Here is a 23,681-nt window from a genome sequence, read left to right on the forward strand (position 1 = left end):
TTTAAATCTTTTCAGTGAAATTAAATTCTTCCGAAAACTATTTAATCAGCACGCTTTTGTACTTGTTCAGATTTTTCAAACAAATTCCGGTACCGCGAACTACAGCGCGCAAAGGATCTTCAGCAATATACACCGGAAGATCGGTCTTTTGCGAAAGCCTTTTGTCCAATCCGCGGAGCATAGAGCCACCGCCAGCAAGATAAATTCCGGTGTTGTAAATATCAGCGGCAAGTTCAGGTGGCGTTTGCGAAAGCGTCTCCATTACCGCATCTTCAATTCGAAGGATGGATTTGTCGAGTGCTTTTGCAATTTCTCTGTAAGAAGTTTGTACCTGTTTTGGTTTTCCTGTAAGTAAATCGCGTCCTTGCACGTCCATTTCGTCTGGTGGAAGTTCAAGGTCTTCTGTAGCGGCACCAATCTGGATTTTTATTTTTTCAGCAGTACGTTCACCCACATACAAGTTGTGCTGCGTTCGCATATAGTAAACAATATCGTTTGTGAAAACGTCACCAGCAATTTTTATAGATTTGTCGCAAACAATTCCTCCAAGGGCGATTACGGCAATTTCAGTGGTTCCACCTCCTATGTCCACAACCATATTTCCTTTAGGTTGCATAATGTCAACGCCAATACCAATCGCAGCTGCCATTGGTTCGTGAATCAAGTAAACTTCTTTTCCGTTAACGCGTTCCGCACTTTCCTTTACCGCACGCATTTCCACTTCGGTAATTCCACTGGGAATACAGATAACCATGCGCAATGAAGGTTTCAGCCATCTTTTCTTAAGTGCTGGAATGTCGCTGATGAACATATTTATCATCTTTTCACTAGCGTCAAAATCTGCAATAACGCCATCTTTCAACGGACGAATTGTTTTTATGTTTTCGTGTGTTTTTCCCTGCATCATCGCGGCTTCGCGGCCCACGGCGATTATTTTTCCGGTAGTTCTATCGCGTGCAACAATAGACGGCGCATCTACAACTACTTTGTCGTTGTGGATTATCAGGGTGTTTGCGGTACCCAAGTCAATGGCTATTTCTTCAGTCAGGAAGTCAAAAAATCCCATAGTTTAAATCGGTGGTATTGAAGGTTAACGTGTTAGGTTTGGTTTTAACAAATGTAATAAAATTTAATGCTTAAAATGGCGTGTTCCAGTAAATACCATCGCCATTTCGTGTGAATTGCAATAATCGATGCTCAATTGGTCTTTAATAGAACCTCCAGGTTGTATTACTGCTGTTATTCCTGCGTTGTCCGCAATTTCCACACAATCGGGAAAGGGGAAAAAAGCATCACTCGCCAATACGGCGCCTTCAAGGTTAAAATTAAAGGCTTTTGCTTTATCAATTGCTTGCCGTAACGCATCAACGCGGCTGGTTTGGCCGGTTCCGCTGGCGCAAAGTTGTTTTCCCTTTACCAAAACAATGGTGTTACTTTTTGTGTGTTTGCAAATTTTGGAAGCGAACAACAAGTCTTCTAACTCTGTGGAATTTGGTTTATTGTTTGTTGCGTGCGTTAAAATTTTCGCACTGTCGGTAATAGTATCTTTATCTTGGACCAAAACACCGTTCAAGCAAGTGCGTACTGTTGTTGAAGGTAGTGCAATTTCTTTTTGAATCAATAAAATTCGATTCTTTTTTCCTTCTAAAGTTTCCTGCGCTTTTGCTGAAAAAGAAGGGGCAATCACTACTTCGCAGAAAAGGTCGTGTATTTCATTTGCGGTAGCTTCGTCAATTTCAACATTGCTTATCAAAATTCCACCGAAAGCGGAAACAGAATCGCCCGCCAAGGCTGCTAAATATGCTTGTTGCACGGTTTCTCGCTGTGCAATTCCGCAGGCGTTGTTGTGTTTCAAAATGGCGAAAGTTGGATCTTCGCCTTTAAATTCGTTCATCAAATTTACTGCGGCGTCCACGTCCAAAAGGTTGTTGTAGCTCAATTCCTTTCCGTGAAGCTTGGTGAACATTTCGTCAAGATTTCCAAAGAAATATCCTTTCTGGTGTGGGTTTTCACCGTAGCGAAGTTCTTGGCCATTGATTTCACTTATCTTGAAAGCCGATAATTTTTCTTCTTTGTTGAAATAATTAAAAATCGCCGTATCGTAATTTGAAGAAACGTTGAATGATTTTGCGGCGAAACGCTTGCGGTCTTTTAGAGAAATGTTGCCATCGTTTGCTGAAATTAATTCCAAAAACTCAGCGTAATCATCAACCGAAGAAACGCAAATGGTGTCTTTAAAATTCTTCGCAGCGGCGCGAATCAAAGAAATTCCGCCGATGTCAATTTTTTCAATAATGTCTGCTTCCGAAGCACCCGAAGCAACGGTTTTTTCAAAAGGGTACAAATCCACAATCACTGCATCTAGCTGCGGAATGTTGTATTGCTCCATTTCGGCTACATCACTTTCGTTGTCTTGACGGTTTAAAATTCCACCAAAAACTTTTGGGTGAAGGGTTTTAACGCGGCCACCCAAAATGGAAGGATAATCTGTTATATCTTCCACCGCAATTACTTCAATGCCAAGATCGTTTATGAATTTTTCAGTGCCGCCCGTAGAATAGATTTTTACGTTCTGTTCGTTCAGTTTTTTAACAATTGGGGCGAGCCCTTCTTTGCTAAAAACGGAAATTAATGCGGACGTAATTTTTTTGGAATTGCTCATTATTGAAAATTAAGGTGCAAAAGTACATAATTGCACAGTAAATTTGTAACATAACCACAGAGAAAACGTCTTACTTTTTATAATTTTATCAACCCTTTCAAAATTTCAAATCGTTAATCTGAAATCTTAATGCTAATCTATCTTCGCGTTTTAAAGGAAAGTTTCAATTTTGCGCTCAATGCGCTTCGGAACAACAAATTGCGAACCTTTCTCTCTTTGGTTGGCGTAACGATTGGGATCTTTTCCATCATCGCGGTTTTGGCGGCGGTTGATTCCTTAAAACAGGAAATTGAAGGTAGTATCAGTGGTTTGGACAATAGTACCATCATCATTATGCGTTTTAATTTTGGGCCAACAGATATCCCGCGATGGAAATGGCAACAATTCCCAGATGTTACGTATGATGAATACCAGTATATTGACCGAAATACCCCGAATATTGAAGCTGCTACTTTTACGCTAAACGTTCCGAATGAAAGTATAAAGTATGAAAACAATCAGGTTGATAATGTTCCCATCGGAGCAGTTACTGACAGTTATTACGATATTGAAGCTTTAAAACTTGGCGAAGGCAGATTTTTTAATGGTTCTGAATCAAACAGTGGATCTATGGTCGTTGTTTTGGGTGATGAAATTGCCAATCAATTGTTTGGAGGTGCTGCAAATGCTATAGGGAAAGAAGTACGGATTTACGGAAGAAAGTTTAATGTAATTGGGGTTTTGGAGAAGGAGGGAGCGGGTTTGTTTGGAAATTCAAAAGATACATCCATTTGGATGCCCGTGAATGTTGTACGCCGCATTTATGGGGACAACAACAAAAAAACATTTCCACAGATTGTAGTAAAACCCAAAAAAGGCGTGGACGAGGCAGAATTTATAGCAGTACTTTCGCAAAAACTCCGAATTAAACGTGGTTTGAAACCAGATGAAATAAGTAATTTTTTCGTGAACCAAATGCAGGGTTTTGCTGATTTCATTGACGAAATAACTGGAAGTATGAATATTATTGGACTTATAATCAGTGGGTTTTCACTACTTGTGGGCGGTTTCGGAATTGCAAATATTATGTTCGTTAGCGTAAAGGAGCGAACCAATTTAATAGGAATTCAAAAATCTTTGGGCGCGAAAAACAAATTTATCCTTTTCCAATTTTTGTTTGAAGCCGTAATCCTTGCGGTAATTGGAGGATTGATAGGGTTGTTTTTAGTGTTTATAGTTTCCATTCTTGCGTCCCAATTTACGGGCGATTTTGAATTTGTACTCTCGCCGTGGAATATGTTTATTGGTACGGCAATAAGCGCAGCAATTGGCTTGATTTCAGGAATTCTTCCTGCAATTTCAGCTTCAAAACTAGATCCGGTTGAAGCGATTAGGACGGGAATGTAAATTGCGAAAATTCCAAAAACAAAAGAAAATCCCATATTCCAAAACGGATTGATCGTATGTTTGGAATTTGGAATTTAAAAGTTTGGTGCTTATTCGTTATTTGGAGTTTTCAAAGAAGCTGTGCCAAAAATATTGACTTACAAGACTAAAGTATATTCGCTACTTCTTCGTTCACCCATTCTAAAAAGCGTTCATCTTCCTCAGAAAATGGATCTTCCATATGCGAATCGATATCTATTTGGCCTATGTTTTTTCCGTCTTTAAAAAGCGGGATTACAATTTCAGCTTTTACGGTTATGCTGCAAGCAATATAGTTGTCCTGTGCTTTCACATCAGGCACCACGAAATTTGAGTTTGAGACGGCTACTTGTCCGCAAATCCCTTTTCCGAAAGGAATAACAGTATGGTCGGTGGGCTCTCCTGCAAAAGCTTTTAGGTGAAGTGTTTTTTCTGCCTCGTTTGCAAAATAGAATCCAACCCAATCATAATATCCAATGGAAGACTGCAAAAGCTCACAAACTTCTTTCAATCGTTGGTCTTTGTTCTCGCGGTCGTTAGCCAAAATGGTAGTTACTTTCGGCTTTAAATGTGAAAAGGACATATTTTTTAGTTCTTGATTACTTCGGTAAAAGTATTTTAAAACGACCATATACACCAAAAACAATTACTGTATTTTTGTTAAAAAAGTAGCCCAAGCCATTGAGAAAACTCTTCAGAAAATATAAAGCCGTTATTCGGTTTGTAATCCTTTTTTTAGGGACCTATTTGGTTCTTGGAATTCTGTATTCAATTTATTTGAAAGCTTCAGAAAATGGAGCGTATTTCCCAGATTACATCACGAATCTTGTTGCAAAGCAAAGCGCTGCGGTGCTTGATAGTTTGGGTTACAATCCAGTTTTATGGAAAGATTCTTTGGGGCAGGGAATGTTGTTGACCATCGATAATAAATATACTGTGAGTATTGTTGAAGGTTGCAATTCTGTTAGTGTTATTGTGTTATTTGTTGCTTTTGTCATCGCTTTTGCTGAAAAATTTAAAAAAACCTTCCTGTTTCTCTTCGCTGGAGCTGTGTTGATTTATATTGTGAATATCATACGAATCGCAATTCTTACAGTCGCACTTTATAAATATCCACAGTATGAGAACATATTGCATTCCGTAGTTTTTCCAGGCATAATTTATAGTTTGGTTTTTATTTTATGGATGATTTGGGTGCGGATGTTGAAACCAAATTTGCCTAAATGAAAAAACCACTTAAGATATTGGGCGTTGTTGTTTTTGCAAGTTTTTTGGTGCTAATACGTGCTTTTGAAGACACACTTTTTTATGATCCACTTTTAGAGTTTTTTAAAATGGATTACAAAATCTTACCGCTTCCAAAGATGGATATGTCTAGGCTCTTAGCGGGTATAGTATTTCGATTTATAATGAATACTATCCTTTCACTTGCAATAATTTGGCTTGTTTTTAGGGATAAGGAAATTATTAAGTTTTCGGCAATTCTTTATGGTTTTTTCTTTGTTGTACTTTTCATAGCTTTTAGTTTCATTGTTTTAACTTCAGAAGGAACTGCTAGCCATATGGTTTTGTTCTATGTACGCAGGTTTCTTATTCAACCACTGTTTTTACTTCTTTTGCTTCCGGCTTTTTATTTTCAGAAATATAAATCCCGATGAAATTTTAATACCTTTGCGTCTCTAAATTTATTTAAAAATGAAAAAATTACCGCTTATTTTCTTCGCAATTACAGCATTTGCAGTTTCATCTTGCAAAGACACCACAAAACAAACGGAGCCCGAAGTTGTGACCGTAGAAAACACCGAGACAAAAACCTACGAAATAGCTAAAACAGAGGCCGAATTCAACGACCCTAAAATAGAAGAAATTTTTGATCAATATTTGCTGATTGAAGTGGGACTGGTAAATACAGACGCTTCCAAAACAGCCATTGCAGCCTCAAAACTGCAGGAAACGCTAAAAGAAATGAATGCGGACGAAGCCACCCAAAATGCAGTTTCTGCAATAGCAGGTTCTGACGACATAAAAGTGCAACGGGAAAATTTTGAAGCTTTGAGTAACGGACTCGAAAATATACTGAAAGGAGCTTTAAAATCTGGAACACTGTACAAACAATTTTGCCCAATGGCATTCAACAATAAAGGCGCCTATTGGATCAGCAGTAGCGAAGATATCCTGAATCCCTATTTTGGTGATAAAATGCTGAAATGCGGTAGAGTGGATTCCAAAGTAAAATAATTTTAACGAAGCCTTCCAATTTTTCGGGAGGCTTTTTTTGTACTTTTGTATTTCAATGAAAAAAGCCTTCTCCATATTTCTCTCCGTACTGATGCTAGCCAGCAGTTCAGGGATTGCCTATGCCCAGCATTTCTGCAGTGGGATGGAAATGATGGCTGAAATTACATTGGGTGAAAAACATCTTTACTGCGGAATGGAGACGGATGCTCCAGATTCGGATTGTGGTGATAAAACTGCTGCTCGCGAAGCCCACGACTGCTGTAAAAACCATATAACCAAAATACACACAGACGATAATTTTGCAAAAGCCTCGTTCGACTTAAAACTGAGCAAAACCTTTGTAGCTACTTTTGTTTCAATCTTTGTATTGCAGGAAGTTGAAATTGCTTCCACTGAAAAAATCTTCTTTGCGGATTACAATCCGCCACCACTCGAACAGGATTTAAATATTCTATACGAGACTTTCCTGATTTGATTTTGTAAACCTTTTAGTAACTACGTTTCATTAATTTGAAATGTATACTTGTTGTGCGTTTAAGGATGTAGCAACAGCAATTCACTGAAATATAGATTTAAAATCAAATAAACTTGAAACACACATATAAAATACACGGAATGACCTGCAATGGCTGCAGAGGACACGTAGAACAAACTTTAAACGAAATTGAAGGTGTTTCCAAAGCATCGGTAAATCTCGAAAAAGCAGAAGCGGTCATTGAAATGGAAAAGCATATTCCATTGAAAGTTTTTGAAAAAGCTTTAGAAGACGATGGCGGAAGTTACAGTATTTCCCTTCCCGACGATGCTGAAGCCTCGCAAAAGCATCAAGTGAAAAAAGAAGAGAAAAGAGCCAAGCAAAGTAGCTCTGGCACTTTCTATTGCCCAATGCACTGTGAGGGTGAAAAAACGTACGATAAACCAGGCGATTGCCCAGTTTGCGGAATGGATTTGGTTGAAGAAGCAAAAACTTCAACAAGTTCCGCAACGGAATACACTTGCCCGATGCATCCTGAAATAATTCGCGACGAACCAGGTTCTTGTCCCATCTGTGGGATGGATTTGGTGCCAAAGGAGGTTGATGAATCTGCCGAAAACAAAAGCTATAAAACTTTGCTCAAAAAGTTTTGGATGGCGGTCGCCTTTACTGTTCCTATCTTTCTAATAGCAATGTCTGAAATGATTCCAAATAATCCGCTGTATAATTGGATGCCAATGGGAAATTGGAATTGGATTCAATTCGGCTTATCAATTCCCGTGGTTTTTTACGCCACTGCGATGTTTTTTGAACGTGCTTATCGTTCTGTTAAAACTTGGAATCTCAATATGTTTACCCTCATCGGAATCGGTGCTGGTGTGGCTTGGACCTTTAGCGTTTTTGGGATGTTATTTCCAGACTTTTTTCCCGCTCAATTCAAAACCGAAATGGGAACTGTCCACGTTTATTTTGAAGCGGCGACGGTGATTCTTACCTTGGTTTTAATGGGGCAGGTTTTGGAAGCTCGTGCGCACAACCGTACCAATTCCGCAGTTAAGGAATTGTTGAAGTTGGCCCCCAACAAAGCGGTTCGAATTGTTGACGGAAAAGAAGAAACCATTGCAATCGACAAAATACAAGTTGGTGATAAACTCCGTGTAAAACCGGGTGAAAAGATCCCCGTGGACGGAAGTATTTTGGAAGGTGAAAGCTCTATTGACGAATCGATGATTACCGGTGAACCTGTTCCCGTTTCAAAAGAGAAAGGAGATAAAGTTAGTTCCGGAACTATCAATGGCAAACAGACCTTTGTGATGAAAGCCGAAAAAGTGGGAAGTGATACCCTACTTTCACAAATAATAGAAATGGTAAACAAAGCCAGCCGAAGCCACGCACCAATCCAAAAATTGGCCGATAAAATTTCGGGATATTTTGTGCCGATTGTAGTTCTTATTTCAATAATCACATTTGTAGTTTGGGCGGTTTTTGGGCCTGATCCGGCATATGTGTATGCCTTAGTCAACGCTATTGCAGTTTTAATAATCGCCTGTCCGTGTGCTTTGGGGCTCGCCACACCAATGTCAGTAATGGTTGGAGTTGGGAAGGGCGCTCAAAATGGAGTGCTCATCAAAAATGCCGAAGCACTTGAAACACTTAACAAAATAGATGTTTTGATTATTGACAAAACAGGAACCATTACCGAGGGAAAACCTTCCGTTGAGAAAGTGGGTGTTTCTGAAAATATTTCAAAGGAAGAAGTGCTTCAATATATTGTTTCGCTGAATCAAAACAGTGAACATCCATTGGCAGATGCAACTGTAAAATATGGAAAGGAAAAAAATTCTGAAATTTTAAAAACCATCGACTTCAAATCGGTTACAGGAAAAGGTGTTGTTGGAACTATCAACGGAAAACAAGTTGCTCTCGGTAACGAAAAGATGATGGAAGAGGCTGTCGCAGACATCTCCCAAGTTCTTCAAAAAGAAATATCTGAAGAACAGAAAAAAGGCAAAACCGTGCCGATGCTTTCCGTGGATGGAAAAGTGGTGGGTTATGTTGTGATTGCTGATAAAATAAAGCAAAATAGCAAAATGGCAATTGCAGAACTTCAGAAAAAAGGGATTCAGGTTATAATGCTCACCGGTGATAATTACGATACCGCAAAAGCAGTGGCTTCGGAATTGAATCTCACCGATTTTAAAGCTGAAATGCTGCCTCAGAATAAGCTGGAAGTAGTTGAAAAATTACAAGCGGAGGGCAAAAAAGTTGCAATGGCTGGCGACGGAATAAACGATGCACCTGCTTTGGCAAAAAGTGATGTTGGCATAGCGATGGGAACGGGCACCGATGTAGCTATTGAAAGCGCTGGAATAACTTTGGTAAAAGGCGATTTGCACGGCATTGTAAAAGCTTTTCATCTAAGTGAAAAAGTGATGGGCAATATCAAACAAAACCTCTTTTTTGCGCTGATTTACAACACCCTCGGCGTGCCAATTGCTGCCGGAGTGCTGTATCCTTTTTTCGGAATTCTATTATCACCAATGATTGCTGCGCTCGCTATGAGTTTCAGCTCGGTTTCGGTAATTACTAATGCATTGCGGTTACGTGGAGCAAAAATTTAAAAAATGAAAAATCTACTATACATACTTTTTATACTTCCGCTCTGTGTGTTTTCACAGGAAAAAATAACGGGGCATATTACTGAAAATGTCAATAATGAAGAAGTACCGCTTGGTGGCGCAAATGTTTATTGGTTGAATACGTCGGTGGGAGCAGTAACCGATTTTGATGGTAATTTTGAAATTTCCTATAAACCGGAATACAAAAAGCTGGTGATCAGTTTTGTGGGCTATAAGACCGATACCATTACGGTAAATTCTTCGAAACGAATAACACATTCCTTAAAATCTAAAGCAAATCTTGATGAGGTTACAGTTACTGCAAGGCAGAAGGCTTCGTCGCGTTCTTTCATCCAATCAGCGAATGTTTTAAACGTAAGTAGCGCCGAACTTTTGAAAGCGGCTTGCTGTAATTTGGCTGAAAGCTTTGAAACAAATCCGTCAATTGACGTGAATTTTGCCGATGCTATTTCGGGAACCAAACAAATTAAAATGCTTGGGCTTACAAGTCCGTATATTTTGATTACGACTGAAAATGTGCCGAGCATTCGCGGAGCTTCGCAAGCGTATGGTTTGAGTTTTATTCCGGGAACTTGGGTGGAAAGTATTCAAATTACCAAAGGAGCAGGAAGTGTTGTCAATGGCTACGAAAGTATTGCAGGACAAATTAATGCCGAATTACAAAAACCCACTACTGACGCTAAGCTCTTTGTAAACGCTTACGGTGCAGGTAATGGACGTTTTGAGTTGAATACGCATCTCAACACAAAAGTTAGTGAGCGATGGAGTACAGGTCTCTATATTCACGGAAATATGCGTGAAACGGAATTTGACAAAAACAATGATTCCTTTCTCGATGCCCCATTGATGAAACAAGTGAACATAATGAATCGCTGGCAATACACAGATCAGGAAAACGGCTATGTGGGTTTTTTCAATGTTAGGTATTTAAACGATGAAAAGCAGACTGGCCAAATATTTTATGATCCAGATAAAGACCGTGGAACCACGAATGCATGGGGAAGTGAGATAAAAACCCAAAGGTTTGATGTTTCGGGGAAATTTGGATTTGTAAATCCTGATATTCCTTGGCGAACCGGAGGATTGCAACTTGCATATAGCCATCACAATCAAGAATCTTATTTTGGGTTGAATGATTACAATATTCAACATAACAGTTTGTATGCTAATTTGCTTTACAATTCAATAATCAGCGATTCGCGTCACAAAATTAAAACGGGGCTTAGCGCTACTTATGACGGTTATGACGAATTGGTTTTGACTGAAAATTTCAACCGGGTTGAAAATTCAGTGGGAGCGTTTTTTGAATACAACTTTGACAATTTGGGCAATTTAAATTTTAGTGCGGGAATTCGCGCCGATGTTCACAACACATTGGGGACTTTCTTAACGCCGCGCTTCCATTTGCGCTATACGCCTTGGGACAAATCGGCTTTTCGGATTTCGGCTGGAAGAGGAAAGCGAAGTGCGAATATTTTTGCTGAAAACCAAAGTTTATTTGCCTCTTCACGCAACTTGAATATTCTTGGTAATGGCGGAAAAATTTATGGTCTCGATCCAGAAATTGCTTGGAATTATGGAGTTTCCTATATGCAGGGCTTCAATCTATTCAGTAGAAAAGCAGATATCACTTTCGATTTTTACAGAACCGATTTTGTGAACCAAATTGTTGTGGATGGGGAAAACCCTTCGGAAATAAATTTTTATAATTTGGAGGGTGAAAGTTATTCTAATAATTATCAAGTGGAATTCAATTATAATGCTTTTGAACATTTCGATATGCGGTTGGCTTACAAATATTACGATGTGGAAACAACTTATTTAAGCGGAAAAAAGCAAACCCCTTTAACGCCGAACCATCGCTTTTTTGCAAATGCTTCCTATGAAACCCATAAAAGCAGAAAAGGAGGCAACTGGAAGTTTGATGCAACTTTCAATTATTTGGGTGAGCAGCGGTTTGCTTCCAATGAAAGCTACTTGAATACGATTGGTCTTTCTGAATTTTCGCCTTCAGTTTCCACCTTAAATGCACAGATTACTAAAGTTTTTTCGCCTAATTTTGAAATCTATGTTGGCGGTGAGAACATTACAAGTGTTTCACAGTTAAACCCAATTGTGGGAAGCGATAACCCCTTTGGAACAACTTTTGACACAACCTATGTTTATGGGCCCATTTTTGGAAGTTCTTATTACGCAGGTTTACGTTATAGCCTTAATTAATTTAAACATTAAAACTTTAAAATGATATTTATGAAAAATGTGATTGTAATTTTAGGAATACTACTAATTGGAGCAACAGGTTTTGCGCAAAACAAAAATGCAAAAGCAACCATAGAAGTAAACGGTGTTTGCGGTATGTGTAAAGAACGAATTGAAAAAGCATCCATTCAAGCAAAAGGTGTAAAGTCAGCTACTTGGGATGTTAGTACCCATCAATTGAATTTGATATACAATGAAGGAAAAACCGATTTGACGAAAATTCAACAAAGCATTGCAGACAGTGGTCATGACACTCAAGATATAAAAGCTAAAGATGAGGTTTATGAAAATATAGATCCATGCTGTAGGTATCGGGATCAGGAAGTGATTGATGACCATAAGAACGATTGATTTTTCTCAAAAAAAAACGATTGTTAAATTTTAGCTAATGAAAGAATAATTTAACAGCAGCTCTTTTTACCTTTATATTGTTAATTAAAAAAAATAATTGTTATGCCAGAAAAACAGCAAAGTAAAAAGCCGCAACCTGCAAAAGGACCACAAGCCAAAAAGCAGGATAACAAAAAGGCTTCGCTAACTGCTCCTAAGAAGAAGTAGTCTGCGATTTATTTATTGGAAGACCTTAAGAAACCATCCCTCGAAAGAAGGATGGTTTTTTCATTCTGGGTAAATTTGAATTAGAGGTATATTTCCATCATAATTTTATATTTTTACACCCCTTCAAACCGCAAATAGATGAAACAAATTTTAGGAATAGGTTCTCGAATAGATCACCCCAAATATGGAAAAGGAGTTGTTACCAATGTTACCTCAAAAATGTATTGGGTAACTTTTATTGAAAATGGGCTTGAAACCATTCCTACGGACGATGATTTTGAAATAATTGAAGCCTCGGAAGATGAGGTGGATAGTGTAAGCTTTTACGAAGTTGAAAAAAGCCTTCGCGATATTCTTAAAAAATGGAACGGGTTCAGTGAAATAGTTCCAATTGCAGATAAATGGAAGGGTGGCATGATGGTTTTACAACCGCTGGATAAAAATTTGGTTTCAAAGGAAATTCCTATTGATACTTTTTTTCATAAAATAGTGATGTTACGCGACCGGCTTCGGGTGATGGAACAAAAAATAAATTCTAGTAAAGAACTGGCAGAACAAGATAAAATAGATCTTCAGCAATATTTAACACGCTGCTACGGAAGTTTAACGACCTTCAATGTGCTATTTAAAAGCACTTCACAGCAATTTAAAGGGGAAAGCACTACGAAATAACAATTCGACTAATTATATTAAGGAGTGGGCATCTTAAATTTAGCGCTTTTTTAAAATACTTGGTTTCCTTTCTAAAAACCAATCTTTATAAGAAATTTCTTTCTTCTGTGGAAACTTCAAAATGCTCAAAAACGGCATTATTTGTGAAGTTGGAGGAATTGTTCATAAAGTGTTTGAAATTTTTTTAAAGTTTTTTTGCAAACTCATTTCAGTAGCTTCTCTATAGCTCGCCTTCCGAAAACACAAGAAAACCAAGGCTTTGCAAAATTTTAAGTTAAAATTTCCGACAAAAGGGAAGTTTTAAAATAACTTTTTGATAAAATTTTCATAATCTACTTTCATTAAAAGTTGGAATTGTAAGATTTTATTGGCACTTTTGGGGTGCTAATTCAAACAAACAAAAAAATGAAAACAAAGTTTAGTGGAATTTTAACACTTTTGTTAGTGTTGATTGTGCAGCTCGCTTTTGCACAGGAAAAAACGATTTCCGGAACGGTGGCCGATGACACAGGTCTGCCGCTTCCAGGAGTTAACATAATTATAAAAGGTACTAGTACTGGAACGCAATCAGATTTTGATGGTAACTATACCATTGGGGCTGCTGTTGGACAGACGCTTGTTTATAGTTATGTAGGTTTTGATACCCAAGAGATTGCTGTTGGGGCTTCAAATAAGATCAATATTACTATGCAAGCCGGATCAGTTCTGGACGAAGTGGTAGTAACTGCACTAGGTATTTCCCGTGAAAAACAATCATTGGGTTATTCTACGCAGCAAGTAGCTGGAGAAGATTTAGCTACTGTAAAGACAAATAACTTTACAAACGGACTTTCCGGTAAGGTTGCAGGTCTTCAAATTAGAAGAAACAACAACTTTGGTGGTTCTACCAACGTAGTTATTAGAGGTATTACTTCTTTAACGGGTGACAACCAAGCATTATTTGTTGTGGATGGAGTGCCTATTAGTAATAGAAATACCAATGATGCCAGTCAAAAAAACTCGTCTGGAGATAACTATTATGATTATGGTAATGCTGCTGCAGATATTAATCCGGACGATATTGAGTCTGTGAACGTACTTAAAGGTGCTGCTGCATCTGCACTTTATGGTTCTCGTGCCGCAAGTGGTGTGATTATTATTACAACCAAAAAAGGTAAAAAATCAAAAGGATTGGGCGTTACTATTAACTCTAATGCGCAAGTAGGATTTGTTGATAAAAGCACCTTTTCTGATTATCAGACTGGCTACGGAGCGGGTTATGGTGGAGAGGCTTTTACTTCTGAGGATATTGATGGTGATGGTATTGACGATGTGGTTTCCAATTACCTTGATGATGCTTCTTATGGTCCTTCATACAATGGTCAATTAATTTATCAGTGGGATTCATTTGATCCGGCATCGCCAAACTATCTTAAGAGAACTCCTTGGGTAAATTCTCCAAATGGAGCAATTACATTCTTTGAAACACCTATAACACTTACGAACTCTATTTCCATCTCCAATGGTTTTGAGAATGGTTCATATCGTATGTCTTATAGCAAATTGGATCAATCTGGTTTATTGCCAAACAGTCAAATAGATAGACATAACTTTATTTTTACTGGAACTTACGATCTTTCAGAAAAAATGACAGCCAGTGCGTTTGCTAATTATATTAAAACTGATGCTTTGGGACGTAACTCAACTGGTTACAACGATAACGTAGTTGGTAACTTCAAGCAATGGTGGCAAACCAACGTAGATATTAAACAACAATGGGATATATACAATCAAACTAAAAGAAACATTGGATGGAACCCAGGTTCTTCTACACCTGGTACTAGTCCAATATATTGGGACAACCCATATTGGACACGTTACGAAAACTATCAAAATGATGGTAGAAGTCGTTTCTTAGGTAACTTTGAGCTAAATTACAAACTTGCTGATTGGGTAAATGTTACTGGTAGAGTATCAACAGATACTTATAACGAGCAGCAGGAAGAACGCAGAGCCGTTGGGTCTGTACCTACAAGTTTTGGTATAGCGCCAGCAGGAGTAGCTCGACCTAATGCAGGTTCTGGATACTTAAGACGTGATTTGACTGTTAGTGAAACCAATTATGATTTAATGTTCAACTTTGATGCTGATATTTCTGAAAGCATAAGTATAGCTGGTATTTTGGGAACAAACATTAGAAGAAACGAATTTAATTCTATAGCTAACTCTACCGCTGGTGGATTGGTGGTTCCAGGCCTTTATTCAATTCAGAATTCAAGGGATGATATTCCAAAATCTCAAGAAAAAGCTCAGAAAGTTGGTGTAGATGGTGTTTACGCAAGTGCATCTCTTGGTTTTGGAAATGTTGTTTATGTAGACGGAACAATACGTAGAGACCATTTCTCAACACTTCCTGTAGATGATAGTTCATTCTATTATCCATCTGTTTCTACCAGTTTTGTATTTAGTAAATTGATTAACGTAAATGCTATATCTTTTGGTAAATTAAGGGTTAACTACGCTGAAGTAGGTAATGGCCCAGAATTTGATAAATTGTTTAATACTTTTGATATTAACATAGATACTGGGACTTCTGTACCTAGTACTGCTAACAACCCATTTTTAAAGCCTGAACGTACTAAAAGTTATGAAGCAGGTCTTGAAATGCGTTTTGTTAATAATCGTGTTGGTTTTGATTTTTCTTACTACAAAACAAATTCACTTGACCAAATTGTAGAAGTTCCAATCTCTGAAGCAACTGGTCAATCTAGAAAGTTATTGAACGCAGGTGAAATAGAAAACAAGGGTATTGAAATATCTTTGAACGCTACTCCAGTAAAAACTGATAATTTCAGTTGGATGCTTAACGCTAACTTTACCCAAAATAAGAGTGAGGTTATTGCACTTCCTGAAGGTGTAGAGGTATTCCAGTTGGCTAGTTATCAAGGTGGTGTAAAAATTAATGCAGTGCCAGGACAACCTTACGGAGTAATTTATGGAGCTGATTATGTTTACAACGATAATGGAGATAGAGTAGTTGGAGCCAATGGAAGATATTTGAAAACAGGACCTAATGAAGTAATTGGAGATACCAACCCAGATTGGTTAATGGGTGTTACCAATACTGTTAATTATAAGTCTTGGTCATTTAGCTTTTTGATAGATGTTCAACAAGGAGGATCTTTGTTCTCATTGGATCAATATTACGGACAGGCTACTGGTATATATGCTGATACTGATTACATAAATGATTTAGGATTCCCTGTAAGAAATACTATTGAGAATGGTGGTGGTTTTATAAATCCAGGAGTTCTTGAAGATGGCACTCCAAACACCAAGAGAGTAGATGCTTCAGAATTTGGTCAATTTGGTTATGCAGCTTATCCACAATCCGAATTTGTGTATGATGCTAGCTATGTTAAGTTACGCCAAGCCTCTCTAAGCTATACGCTGCCTTCAAAATTACTTGAAAATACATTTATGACAGGCCTTCAGTTTACAGTAACTGGCTCAAACCTTTGGATCATTGATAAAAATACACCTTATGCCGATCCAGAATCTGGATTGAGCTCAGGTAACTCTCAAGGATATATTACAGGTTCATTGCCAACTACCCAAGATTACGGGTTTAACATTAAAGCACAATTTTAATATATAGAAAAATGAAGAAACTGATTTTAATATTAACAGCGGCAGTTTTCGCCGTCTCCTGTTCAGACAACTTAGAGGATCTGAATCAGAATATAAAGGACCCTACAGCAGTTAGTGGTGAGAGTTTATTCGCTTCTGCCCAAAAGCAGCTTGCTGATCAAATTACCACGCCAAACGTAAACCTTAACAATACTAGATTGTGGGTACAACATTGGCAGGAAACTACTTATCCTGATGAAAGTAACTATGATCAATCAACTCGTCCTATTCCAGATAACCACTGGAGAGAAATGTACAGGGATGTGTTGAGAGATCTTAAGGAAGCGAGCATAAACATAACTGCTACTGATAACGACATTACAAACCCATTAAAACCAAATAAATTGGCTATTATCGAGGTTATGAATGTTTACGCTTGGAGCAATTTGGTTGAAACCTATGGTAATGTTCCCTATTCTGAAGCTTTGGATATTGAAAATTTATTGCCTAAGTATGACGATGGTATAACCATTTACAAAGATTTGATTGTTCGCTTGACAGCTGCTATTAATTCTATGGATACTAGCAAAGGAAGTTTTTCTGGTGATGAAGAAAAAATCTATTCAGGTGATGTGGCTTCATGGAAGAAGTTTGCAAATACACTTAAATTAAGAATGGGTATTATTCTTGCTGATGCTGATGCTGCAACTGCGAAAGCAGCTGTGGAATCTGCTGTTGCTTCTGGAATATTCACTAGCAATGCCGATGATGCTGGATATGCATATACTGCTCCACCAAACGGTAATCCATTAAATAATAACTTGGTTTTAAGTAACCGTAATGATTACGTTGCTGGTAAAACTATTATTGATTTAATGAATATACTAGAAGACCCACGTAGAGGTTCATTTTTTACTGATGTAAATGGAGAATATATAGGGGGTGTAATTGGTGACCAAACTGTTTATTCAGATTATAGCCACGTAACTCCATCTATTTTGGGTGGCGATTATCCTGGTTGGTTCCTACAATACGCTGAAACTGAATTTTTGTTAGCCGAAGCTGCTGCAAGAGAATTTAATGTAGGTGGTAGTGCTGAAAGCCATTACGTAGCTGGTATAACTGCTTCTTTTGATTTCTGGGGTGCAGATGGCCTTGCTGGTTATCTTGCCAATCCTGCTGTTGTTTATAACAGTGGAGCTTGGAGAGAATCTATTGGTACTCAAGCTTGGTTAGCAAATTATAACAGAACTTTTGCTTCTTGGCTATCTGTTAGACGTTTAGACTTTCCAGTTTTAGTTGAACCAATCGGTGCTGAGTCTGGGTATCCTGTACGCTATCCTTATCCTGTTAGCGAGATTAACCTAAACCCAACTAATTATGAAGAAGCCGCTAGTGCAATTGGTGGTGATGTAACGGAAACTAGACTTTTCTGGGACAAGTTTGATAACACTTGGGGCTTTTAAGATAAAATCTTTGAAAATTAATAATTGATTATTAAATCCTCGGCAGAAATGCCGGGGATTTTTTTTGCCCTTTTTTTTTGCATCAAAATAGTAATAGAAATAAAGCATTTTCAAAAGCGTTATATTTATTGCAACCAATAAATTGCAACTATTAATTCTTTTCCCACATGTATTTAACTCTCATATCTGAACCATACGCTCCTTGGCTTGCTCCTTATGCTTATGGTATCGTGCTGCTGGGTTTTAGTTTTTTTCTGTTTCGTGTTTTTGAAAATTGGTATGCCTCAATTTATGATAGACCACTTTATAGACATTATTTTGTGTATAAAAAATTGACTGCTTCGCAAGAAGTTATTCTTCAAAATCAATTTGTTTTTTATAGCAAACTTTCTAAAAAACATAAAAAACAATTCGAACATAGAATGGTCAAATTTATTTCTGAAAAAAAATTTATTGGAAGAACTGATTTGGTGATTACAGAACAAATGGAGGTTTTAATTACTGCCACAGCTTGTATGCTGAGCTTTGGAAGAAAAAACTATTTATATCCTTTGATCGATTTTATACTTGTTTATCCTTCAGAATTTTATAGCACCGTAAACCAAAATTTTCATAAAGGAGAATTCAATCCAAAAGAAAGAGCATTAGTCCTTTCTTGGAAAGATTTTGAAGAGGGTTTTCAAATAAACAACGATAATTTTAATTTAGGAATTCATGAATTTATGCACGCTATGCAGTTGGAATCCATGAGTAGCAGAGACTTGGATTCTATTCGTTTTTCAAAACAATTTCAAAATATTTTAAAACAATTGACAAAGCAAGAAGTGAAAGACCAGTTGGACAAAACCAAATTCTTTAGATCATATGCTTTTACAAATCAATACGAATTTATGGCAGTACTTGCGGAATATTTTTTTGAGTCACCAAAGGATTTTGAAGCAATATTCCCAAAACTATATAATTATACAAAAAAGCTGTTAAACTTTAATTTTGAGTGATATTAGTCAAATTATAGATATAATTTAATAATTCTAGTTCAACAATTACTCATTTGAAGGAGTTTGGGGGATATTTTCGAATCTCGAATTTATTTTTTAGAAGACAGGATGTTTTCTATAATCAACGGAGCGTGCACTCGCGAGTTTTCAATAAACCATTTATGGGTTTCCATTCCGCCACAAATAACCCCAGCCAAGTATAATCCTTGTATGTTAGTTTCCATCGTTTTGGAATTGTATTCAGGGATATGATTTCCATCTTCCGAAAAGTGGATTCCTAACTCCTTTAAAAAATGAAAATCTGGTTTGTAGCCTGTTAGTGCAACTACAAAATCATTTTGAATAGTTTGGTTGCCTTTTTGCGTTTTGATCGTTGCTTCAGTTTCAGTTATTTCAATAATTTTTGAATTGAAAAAGGCCTTGATGCTTCCCTCTTTAATTCGGTTTTCAATATCTGGTTTTACCCAGTATTTTACACGTTCTCCAATTTCTGGGCCACGAACAACCATGGTTACATCGCCGCCTTTGCGCCATATTTCCAAAGCGGCATCAACAGCTGAATTACTCGCACCAACCACAATAACCTTTTGTGTTATGAATGGATGTGCTTCTTTGTAATAGTGCATTACTTTTGGCAATGATTCTCCGGGAACGTTCAGCGTTTTTGGAATATCGTAAAATCCTGTACTTATAATTACATTTTCACTTCTGTATTTTTTTTTATCAGAAGTAATTTCAAAATGATTACCGACTTTTTTTATAGAATTAATCCTTTCATATAAATTAATATAAAGATTATTAGAAGTGGCTACACGCCGATAATATTCCAATGCTTCATTACGTGTAGGCTTGGGATTATTGCTTATGAAAGGAATATCATCAATCTCCAATTTTTCAGAAGTGGAGAAAAAGGTCATGTTTAGCGGATAATTGTATAGGGAATTGGTAAGCGTTCCTTTTTCTATTACTATGTAGTCTAAGCCTTTCTTCTTGCATTCAAGGGCACAGGCAATACCTATGGGTCCTGCACCGATAATTAAAACATCTTTAATAGCTGTCATTCCGAGTGTAGCGAAGGAGTCTCAAGAACTCCATTTCAATTTAAATTGTTGTTAGTTTCTTTAACTCCTGAATGGTTTGTGTTGGATTGCTCGCGCCAAAAACATAACTGCCAGCTACCAAAACATCCGCGCCGGCATCAACAAGTTGTTTAGCGTTTTTATTGGTTACACCACCGTCAATCTCAATTTTGGTAGAAGCACCGTTGGCCTCGATAATTTTTCGAAGTTGTTTTACTTTTTTATAGGTGTTTTCAATAAAACTCTGCCCGCCAAAACCTGGGTTAACGCTCATCATACATGCCAAATCAATATCATTGATGGTGTCTTCAAGCAGCGAAACATTAGTGTGTGGATTAATAGCAACTCCCGCCTGCATTCCTTCCGCCTTTATTCCTTGAAGAGTGCGGTGAAGATGGGTGCAAGCTTCAAAATGAACCGAAAGTATATTCGCCCCCAAATCTGCAAACGCCTTAATGTAGCGATCAGGATCAATAATCATTAAATGAACATCCAATGGTTTTTTGGCATAGGCCGCAATGCTTTTAATCACTGGCATTCCGAAAGAGATATTTGGCACAAAGACACCGTCCATAACGTCAAGGTGAAACCAATCGGCTTCACTATTGTTGATCATTTCAATATCGCGCTGAAGGTTTGCGAAATCTGCGGCAAGAATAGATGGGGCTATAATTGTATGTTTCATGTAGCTTATAGTAAGAAAGGTTCGATAAGTGTTTTTATATTTTTTGGATACTTGTTTTCAAAATCGTAATGTGAAAGATATATATTCAATCTTTCAATATCGGCTTTGGTTTTCATAATGCTAAAATTTGCATCGTAATTGTTAAAAATTCGATTTTCAATTTTTTGATTCAAAATCATCAAGATATTCTTGTGTCTTTTATCTTTTCGAATTTTATCAAAGAGTTTCTTTATGGTTTCTTTATCGCCTTCTAGTACTTGTAGAAAAAAATCATTGTTGTGGAGAAGTGCTCCGGTAATATTCAAAGTTGGATTTATTTCTAAAATATATTTAAACAAATCTTCCAGCTCTGAGTCTTTCAGAACTTCGGCTTGTTTGCTTAAATAACAGATAGTGTATTCCATGCTGCTGTAAAGATAGAAAAAACCTCCGGTAATCAGCCGGAGGTCATTCATCAATCAAAAAACGAACAGTAATTTTTCAGGCTAACTGAAAAACTGATACTGTAAGTTATCTTTATGGGTTTTGCTAGTTCGATTACGCTTAATGACCGGAAACGGTAGCTGAGCGACGTTGAAGCTATCCCAGATAAGTCATCAATATTTTACTTCGCGAAGTATGCTTAAGTCTTCGTATTGCCTTCTCTTTAATTTGACGCACGCGTTCACGTGTAAGATCAAATGTTTCACCTATTTCTTCCAAAGTCATTGGATGTTGATCGCCAAGACCGAAGTACAAACGGATAACGTCTGCTTCACGAGGAGTAAGGGTTTCCAAAGCTCTCTCGATTTCAGTTCTAAGTGATTCGTGCAACAAAGCACGGTCTGGGTTCGGACTTTCGCCACTTCGCAAAACGTCGTAAAGGTTACTGTCTTCCCCTTCAACAAGCGGTGCATCCATCGATACGTGACGGCCCGAGTTTTTCATGGACTCTTTTACATCGTTGATGGTCATATCCAGCTCTTTCGCGATTTCCTCAGCGGAAGGTGGGCGCTCATTGGCTTGTTCCAGATAAGCGTACATTTTATTTATCTTGTTGATGCTTCCAATCTTGTTCAACGGCAAACGAACAATACGTGATTGCTCTGCCAAAGCTTGCAAAATAGATTGGCGAATCCACCAAACTGCGTAGGAAATAAATTTAAAACCACGTGTCTCGTCAAAACGCTGTGCGGCTTTAATAAGGCCAAGATTTCCTTCATTGATAAGATCTGGAAGGGTAAGGCCTTGGTTTTGGTATTGCTTTGCCACCGAAACAACGAAACGCAGGTTGGCTTTGGTCAATTTTTCCAAAGCGCTTTGGTCACCCGCTTTAATGCGCTGTGCCAATTCTACTTCTTCGTCTGCGGTGATTAAGTCAACTTTTCCTATTTCCTGAAGGTACTTGTCTAATGAAGCAGTTTCCCTGTTGGTTACCTGCTTTGTAATTTTAAGTTGTCTCATTTAAGAAATGTCCTGTAGATTAAGTTTTAAACTTTTGTATTTTGTTATACGTAACAAAAACAGAAAAGGTTACAAAAGTTTTTAAATCTTTCTAAATCTGTGATATTTTAAACTATAGAATTTGTCATCTATTGCTCGAGACTGTCTATTTTTTTGGTTGTTATAGAGTCTAAAGATTGGTTTTTTCTTGAAATTAGACTGTCTACTTCATTTTTATCAGTAGTTACTATTCGTTTCCCATCCTCGCTGTTATAGTAATAATATTTTGTAGTAACGGAAAAAGTTTCATCAATACTTTCTTTGTTTGAGATGCTTTTTTTGGATTTAGTATAAGAGGATGTTTGTTTTTTGGATTGTTTCGTTTTTCGGGAATTTTCAATTTCAATTTTTTCTGAAATTTCTTTGGTTGCCTCTATTTTTGAAAGTGTTTCATCATTATTTTTTATAATTAATGAATCGTGTTTTGAAACTTCAAAAGATGCTTCATTGTTTTCTTTTCCAAAGGATGATCTATTGTTTTTTTCTTCGGAAGGAGGAGTAGATTGTTCAGTTAAAGGAGTATTATCTTGTTGGTTATCAAGATTGTGTTCTGAAAAATTTCCATTGACGAGAAGAACAAACAAGCCCAATGAAACGAAGAGCCCTCCGCCCATTAGCCAATAAAAAAGAATTCTTTTTTTTCTGCGATTTTCTTCGTCAAGTGAGGTGTTTATTTTATCCCAAAGACTTTTATTGGGAATCTTTTTTCCGTGGTTTAGCTTTTTTTCAAAAAGCGTTCCTATGTCTTTTTTTCGTCCCATTTTTTAATGTTCTTTTGGGTTAAGGGATTTGTTTAATTCAATAATATTATCGCGTAAAATCAACTTTGCGCGGTGGTAATTTGATTTTGAAGTGCCTTCGGAAATATTCAAAAGCACGGCAATTTCTTTATGTGAAAAACCATCCATTTGGTAAAGGTTGAAGACAAGCCGATATTGGTCTGGTAGTTCTTGAATAAGTTTCAAAAGTTGGTCTAGAGAAATGTCTGTTTCTTCCTCAGTTTCGACTGCCTCATCAAAAAAATCGTTATTTATTTCAATGTTTATGGGCCTAGTGGCTTTGTATTTATCGATGGCCTTATAGATGGTTATACGTTTCATCCAACCTTCAAAAGAACCTTTCCCTTTAAAGGTTTTTATTTTCTGAAAAATAGTTATAAAGGAGTCATGCAGATTGTCTTCCGCATCGGCATCATTTCGGCAGTATTTCAAAGAGGTGAAATATAAGGTGTCTTTATACTTCCGGAACAACTCATTCTGAGCTGTCCGGTTATTTTTCATACATGCTTTTATGAGTTCGATTTCTTTCAAATATTTTTTGTAAAGAATTTTTTTAAACTCGATTATACTTCCCTTTTTTTATAAATCGGAGACCTTTCCGTGCATTTCCCCCAATAGCATTTTGCCAATTAATAGTTGCTACTTGTGCATTTGCACTAATAATTTTCATTATGTA

The 23,681-nt window shown here is 37.3% G+C and carries 21 protein-coding genes; 12 read left to right on the forward strand and 9 right to left on the reverse strand.

Going from position 1 to position 23,681, the window contains the following annotated elements; translation table 11 throughout:
* Positions 1-37 precede the first annotated feature (37 nt).
* Together ESU54_RS08190 and purH are read right to left on the reverse strand one after the other, a co-directional pair.
* Positions 38-1,066 (reverse strand): rod shape-determining protein, encoded by a 1,029-nt coding sequence (locus tag ESU54_RS08190; RefSeq protein ID WP_111844475.1) that lies wholly within the window; start codon positions 1,064-1,066, stop codon positions 38-40.
* Between the two features lie 63 nt (positions 1,067-1,129).
* The gene (gene purH, locus ESU54_RS08195) at positions 1,130-2,662 is read right to left on the reverse strand and encodes a bifunctional phosphoribosylaminoimidazolecarboxamide formyltransferase/IMP cyclohydrolase (protein ID WP_111844476.1); all 1,533 of its coding nucleotides are present in this window, start codon (positions 2,660-2,662) and stop codon (positions 1,130-1,132) included.
* 129 nt (positions 2,663-2,791) lie between these two features.
* Here purH and ESU54_RS08200 point away from each other — a divergent pair, with 129 nt between their 5' ends.
* Positions 2,792-4,048 (forward strand): ABC transporter permease, encoded by a 1,257-nt coding sequence (locus tag ESU54_RS08200; RefSeq protein ID WP_111844477.1) that lies wholly within the window; start codon positions 2,792-2,794, stop codon positions 4,046-4,048.
* Positions 4,049-4,193: 145 nt separating this feature from the next.
* On the opposite strand, the gene ESU54_RS08205 is transcribed toward ESU54_RS08200, so the two are convergent.
* The gene (locus ESU54_RS08205) at positions 4,194-4,649 is read right to left on the reverse strand and encodes a GAF domain-containing protein (protein ID WP_111844478.1); all 456 of its coding nucleotides are present in this window, start codon (positions 4,647-4,649) and stop codon (positions 4,194-4,196) included.
* Between the two features lie 98 nt (positions 4,650-4,747).
* Here ESU54_RS08205 and xrtF point away from each other — a divergent pair, with 98 nt between their 5' ends.
* From xrtF to ESU54_RS08260, 11 genes are all read left to right on the forward strand, one after another.
* On the forward strand, positions 4,748-5,293 hold the full coding sequence (xrtF, locus tag ESU54_RS08210; protein ID WP_111844479.1) for an exosortase family protein XrtF: 546 nt from the start codon (positions 4,748-4,750) through the stop codon (positions 5,291-5,293).
* Positions 5,290-5,724, forward strand: a complete 435-nt coding sequence (locus ESU54_RS08215) for an exosortase F system-associated membrane protein (RefSeq protein ID WP_111844480.1) — start codon at positions 5,290-5,292, stop codon at positions 5,722-5,724. The genes xrtF and ESU54_RS08215 overlap by 4 nt, the downstream gene beginning before the upstream one ends.
* 37 nt (positions 5,725-5,761) lie before the next feature.
* Entirely contained in the window at positions 5,762-6,304 is a 543-nt protein-coding gene (locus tag ESU54_RS08220; protein WP_111844481.1) for a DUF3347 domain-containing protein, read from the forward strand.
* A gap of 55 nt (positions 6,305-6,359) precedes the next feature.
* Positions 6,360-6,779: an HYC_CC_PP family protein gene (locus ESU54_RS08225; RefSeq protein WP_111844482.1), complete on the forward strand. Its 420-nt coding sequence runs from the start codon at positions 6,360-6,362 to the stop codon at positions 6,777-6,779.
* A 113-nt stretch (positions 6,780-6,892) separates the two neighbouring features.
* Complete coding sequence (locus ESU54_RS08230; RefSeq protein WP_111844483.1) at positions 6,893-9,400, forward strand: heavy metal translocating P-type ATPase; 2,508 nt, start codon at positions 6,893-6,895, stop codon at positions 9,398-9,400.
* A 3-nt stretch (positions 9,401-9,403) separates the two neighbouring features.
* Complete coding sequence (locus tag ESU54_RS08235) at positions 9,404-11,638, forward strand: TonB-dependent receptor (protein ID WP_111844484.1); 2,235 nt, start codon at positions 9,404-9,406, stop codon at positions 11,636-11,638.
* A gap of 30 nt (positions 11,639-11,668) precedes the next feature.
* Complete coding sequence (locus tag ESU54_RS08240) at positions 11,669-12,028, forward strand: heavy-metal-associated domain-containing protein (RefSeq protein WP_111844485.1); 360 nt, start codon at positions 11,669-11,671, stop codon at positions 12,026-12,028.
* 345 nt (positions 12,029-12,373) lie between these two features.
* On the forward strand, positions 12,374-12,907 hold the full coding sequence (locus ESU54_RS08245; RefSeq protein WP_111844486.1) for a hypothetical protein: 534 nt from the start codon (positions 12,374-12,376) through the stop codon (positions 12,905-12,907).
* A 405-nt stretch (positions 12,908-13,312) separates the two neighbouring features.
* Positions 13,313-16,537, forward strand: a complete 3,225-nt coding sequence (locus ESU54_RS08250; protein WP_146848102.1) for a SusC/RagA family TonB-linked outer membrane protein — start codon at positions 13,313-13,315, stop codon at positions 16,535-16,537.
* Positions 16,538-16,548: 11 nt separating this feature from the next.
* Positions 16,549-17,982, forward strand: a complete 1,434-nt coding sequence (locus tag ESU54_RS08255; RefSeq protein WP_111844488.1) for a SusD/RagB family nutrient-binding outer membrane lipoprotein — start codon at positions 16,549-16,551, stop codon at positions 17,980-17,982.
* A gap of 167 nt (positions 17,983-18,149) precedes the next feature.
* Complete coding sequence (locus ESU54_RS08260) at positions 18,150-18,980, forward strand: zinc-dependent peptidase (RefSeq protein ID WP_111844489.1); 831 nt, start codon at positions 18,150-18,152, stop codon at positions 18,978-18,980.
* A gap of 89 nt (positions 18,981-19,069) precedes the next feature.
* On the opposite strand, the gene ESU54_RS08265 is transcribed toward ESU54_RS08260, so the two are convergent.
* The 6 genes from ESU54_RS08265 to ESU54_RS08290 form a co-directional block, all read right to left on the reverse strand.
* On the reverse strand, positions 19,070-20,041 hold the full coding sequence (locus ESU54_RS08265; protein ID WP_111844490.1) for a YpdA family putative bacillithiol disulfide reductase: 972 nt from the start codon (positions 20,039-20,041) through the stop codon (positions 19,070-19,072).
* A 40-nt stretch (positions 20,042-20,081) separates the two neighbouring features.
* Positions 20,082-20,744: a ribulose-phosphate 3-epimerase gene (gene rpe / locus ESU54_RS08270; protein WP_111844491.1), complete on the reverse strand. Its 663-nt coding sequence runs from the start codon at positions 20,742-20,744 to the stop codon at positions 20,082-20,084.
* A gap of 5 nt (positions 20,745-20,749) precedes the next feature.
* A complete protein-coding gene (locus tag ESU54_RS08275) occupies positions 20,750-21,199 on the reverse strand; it encodes a BLUF domain-containing protein (RefSeq protein WP_111844492.1) in 450 nt (149 codons plus the stop codon).
* Positions 21,200-21,323: 124 nt separating this feature from the next.
* A complete protein-coding gene (locus ESU54_RS08280) occupies positions 21,324-22,187 on the reverse strand; it encodes a sigma-70 family RNA polymerase sigma factor (RefSeq protein ID WP_111844493.1) in 864 nt (287 codons plus the stop codon).
* 128 nt (positions 22,188-22,315) lie between these two features.
* Positions 22,316-22,987, reverse strand: a complete 672-nt coding sequence (locus ESU54_RS08285) for a hypothetical protein (RefSeq protein ID WP_111844494.1) — start codon at positions 22,985-22,987, stop codon at positions 22,316-22,318.
* A 3-nt stretch (positions 22,988-22,990) separates the two neighbouring features.
* Positions 22,991-23,506: an RNA polymerase sigma factor gene (locus ESU54_RS08290; protein WP_394348867.1), complete on the reverse strand. Its 516-nt coding sequence runs from the start codon at positions 23,504-23,506 to the stop codon at positions 22,991-22,993.
* Positions 23,507-23,681: the final 175 nt, after the last annotated feature.

The organism is Aequorivita antarctica (assembly GCF_007997155.1).
GTDB lineage: Bacteria > Bacteroidota > Bacteroidia > Flavobacteriales > Flavobacteriaceae > Aequorivita > Aequorivita antarctica.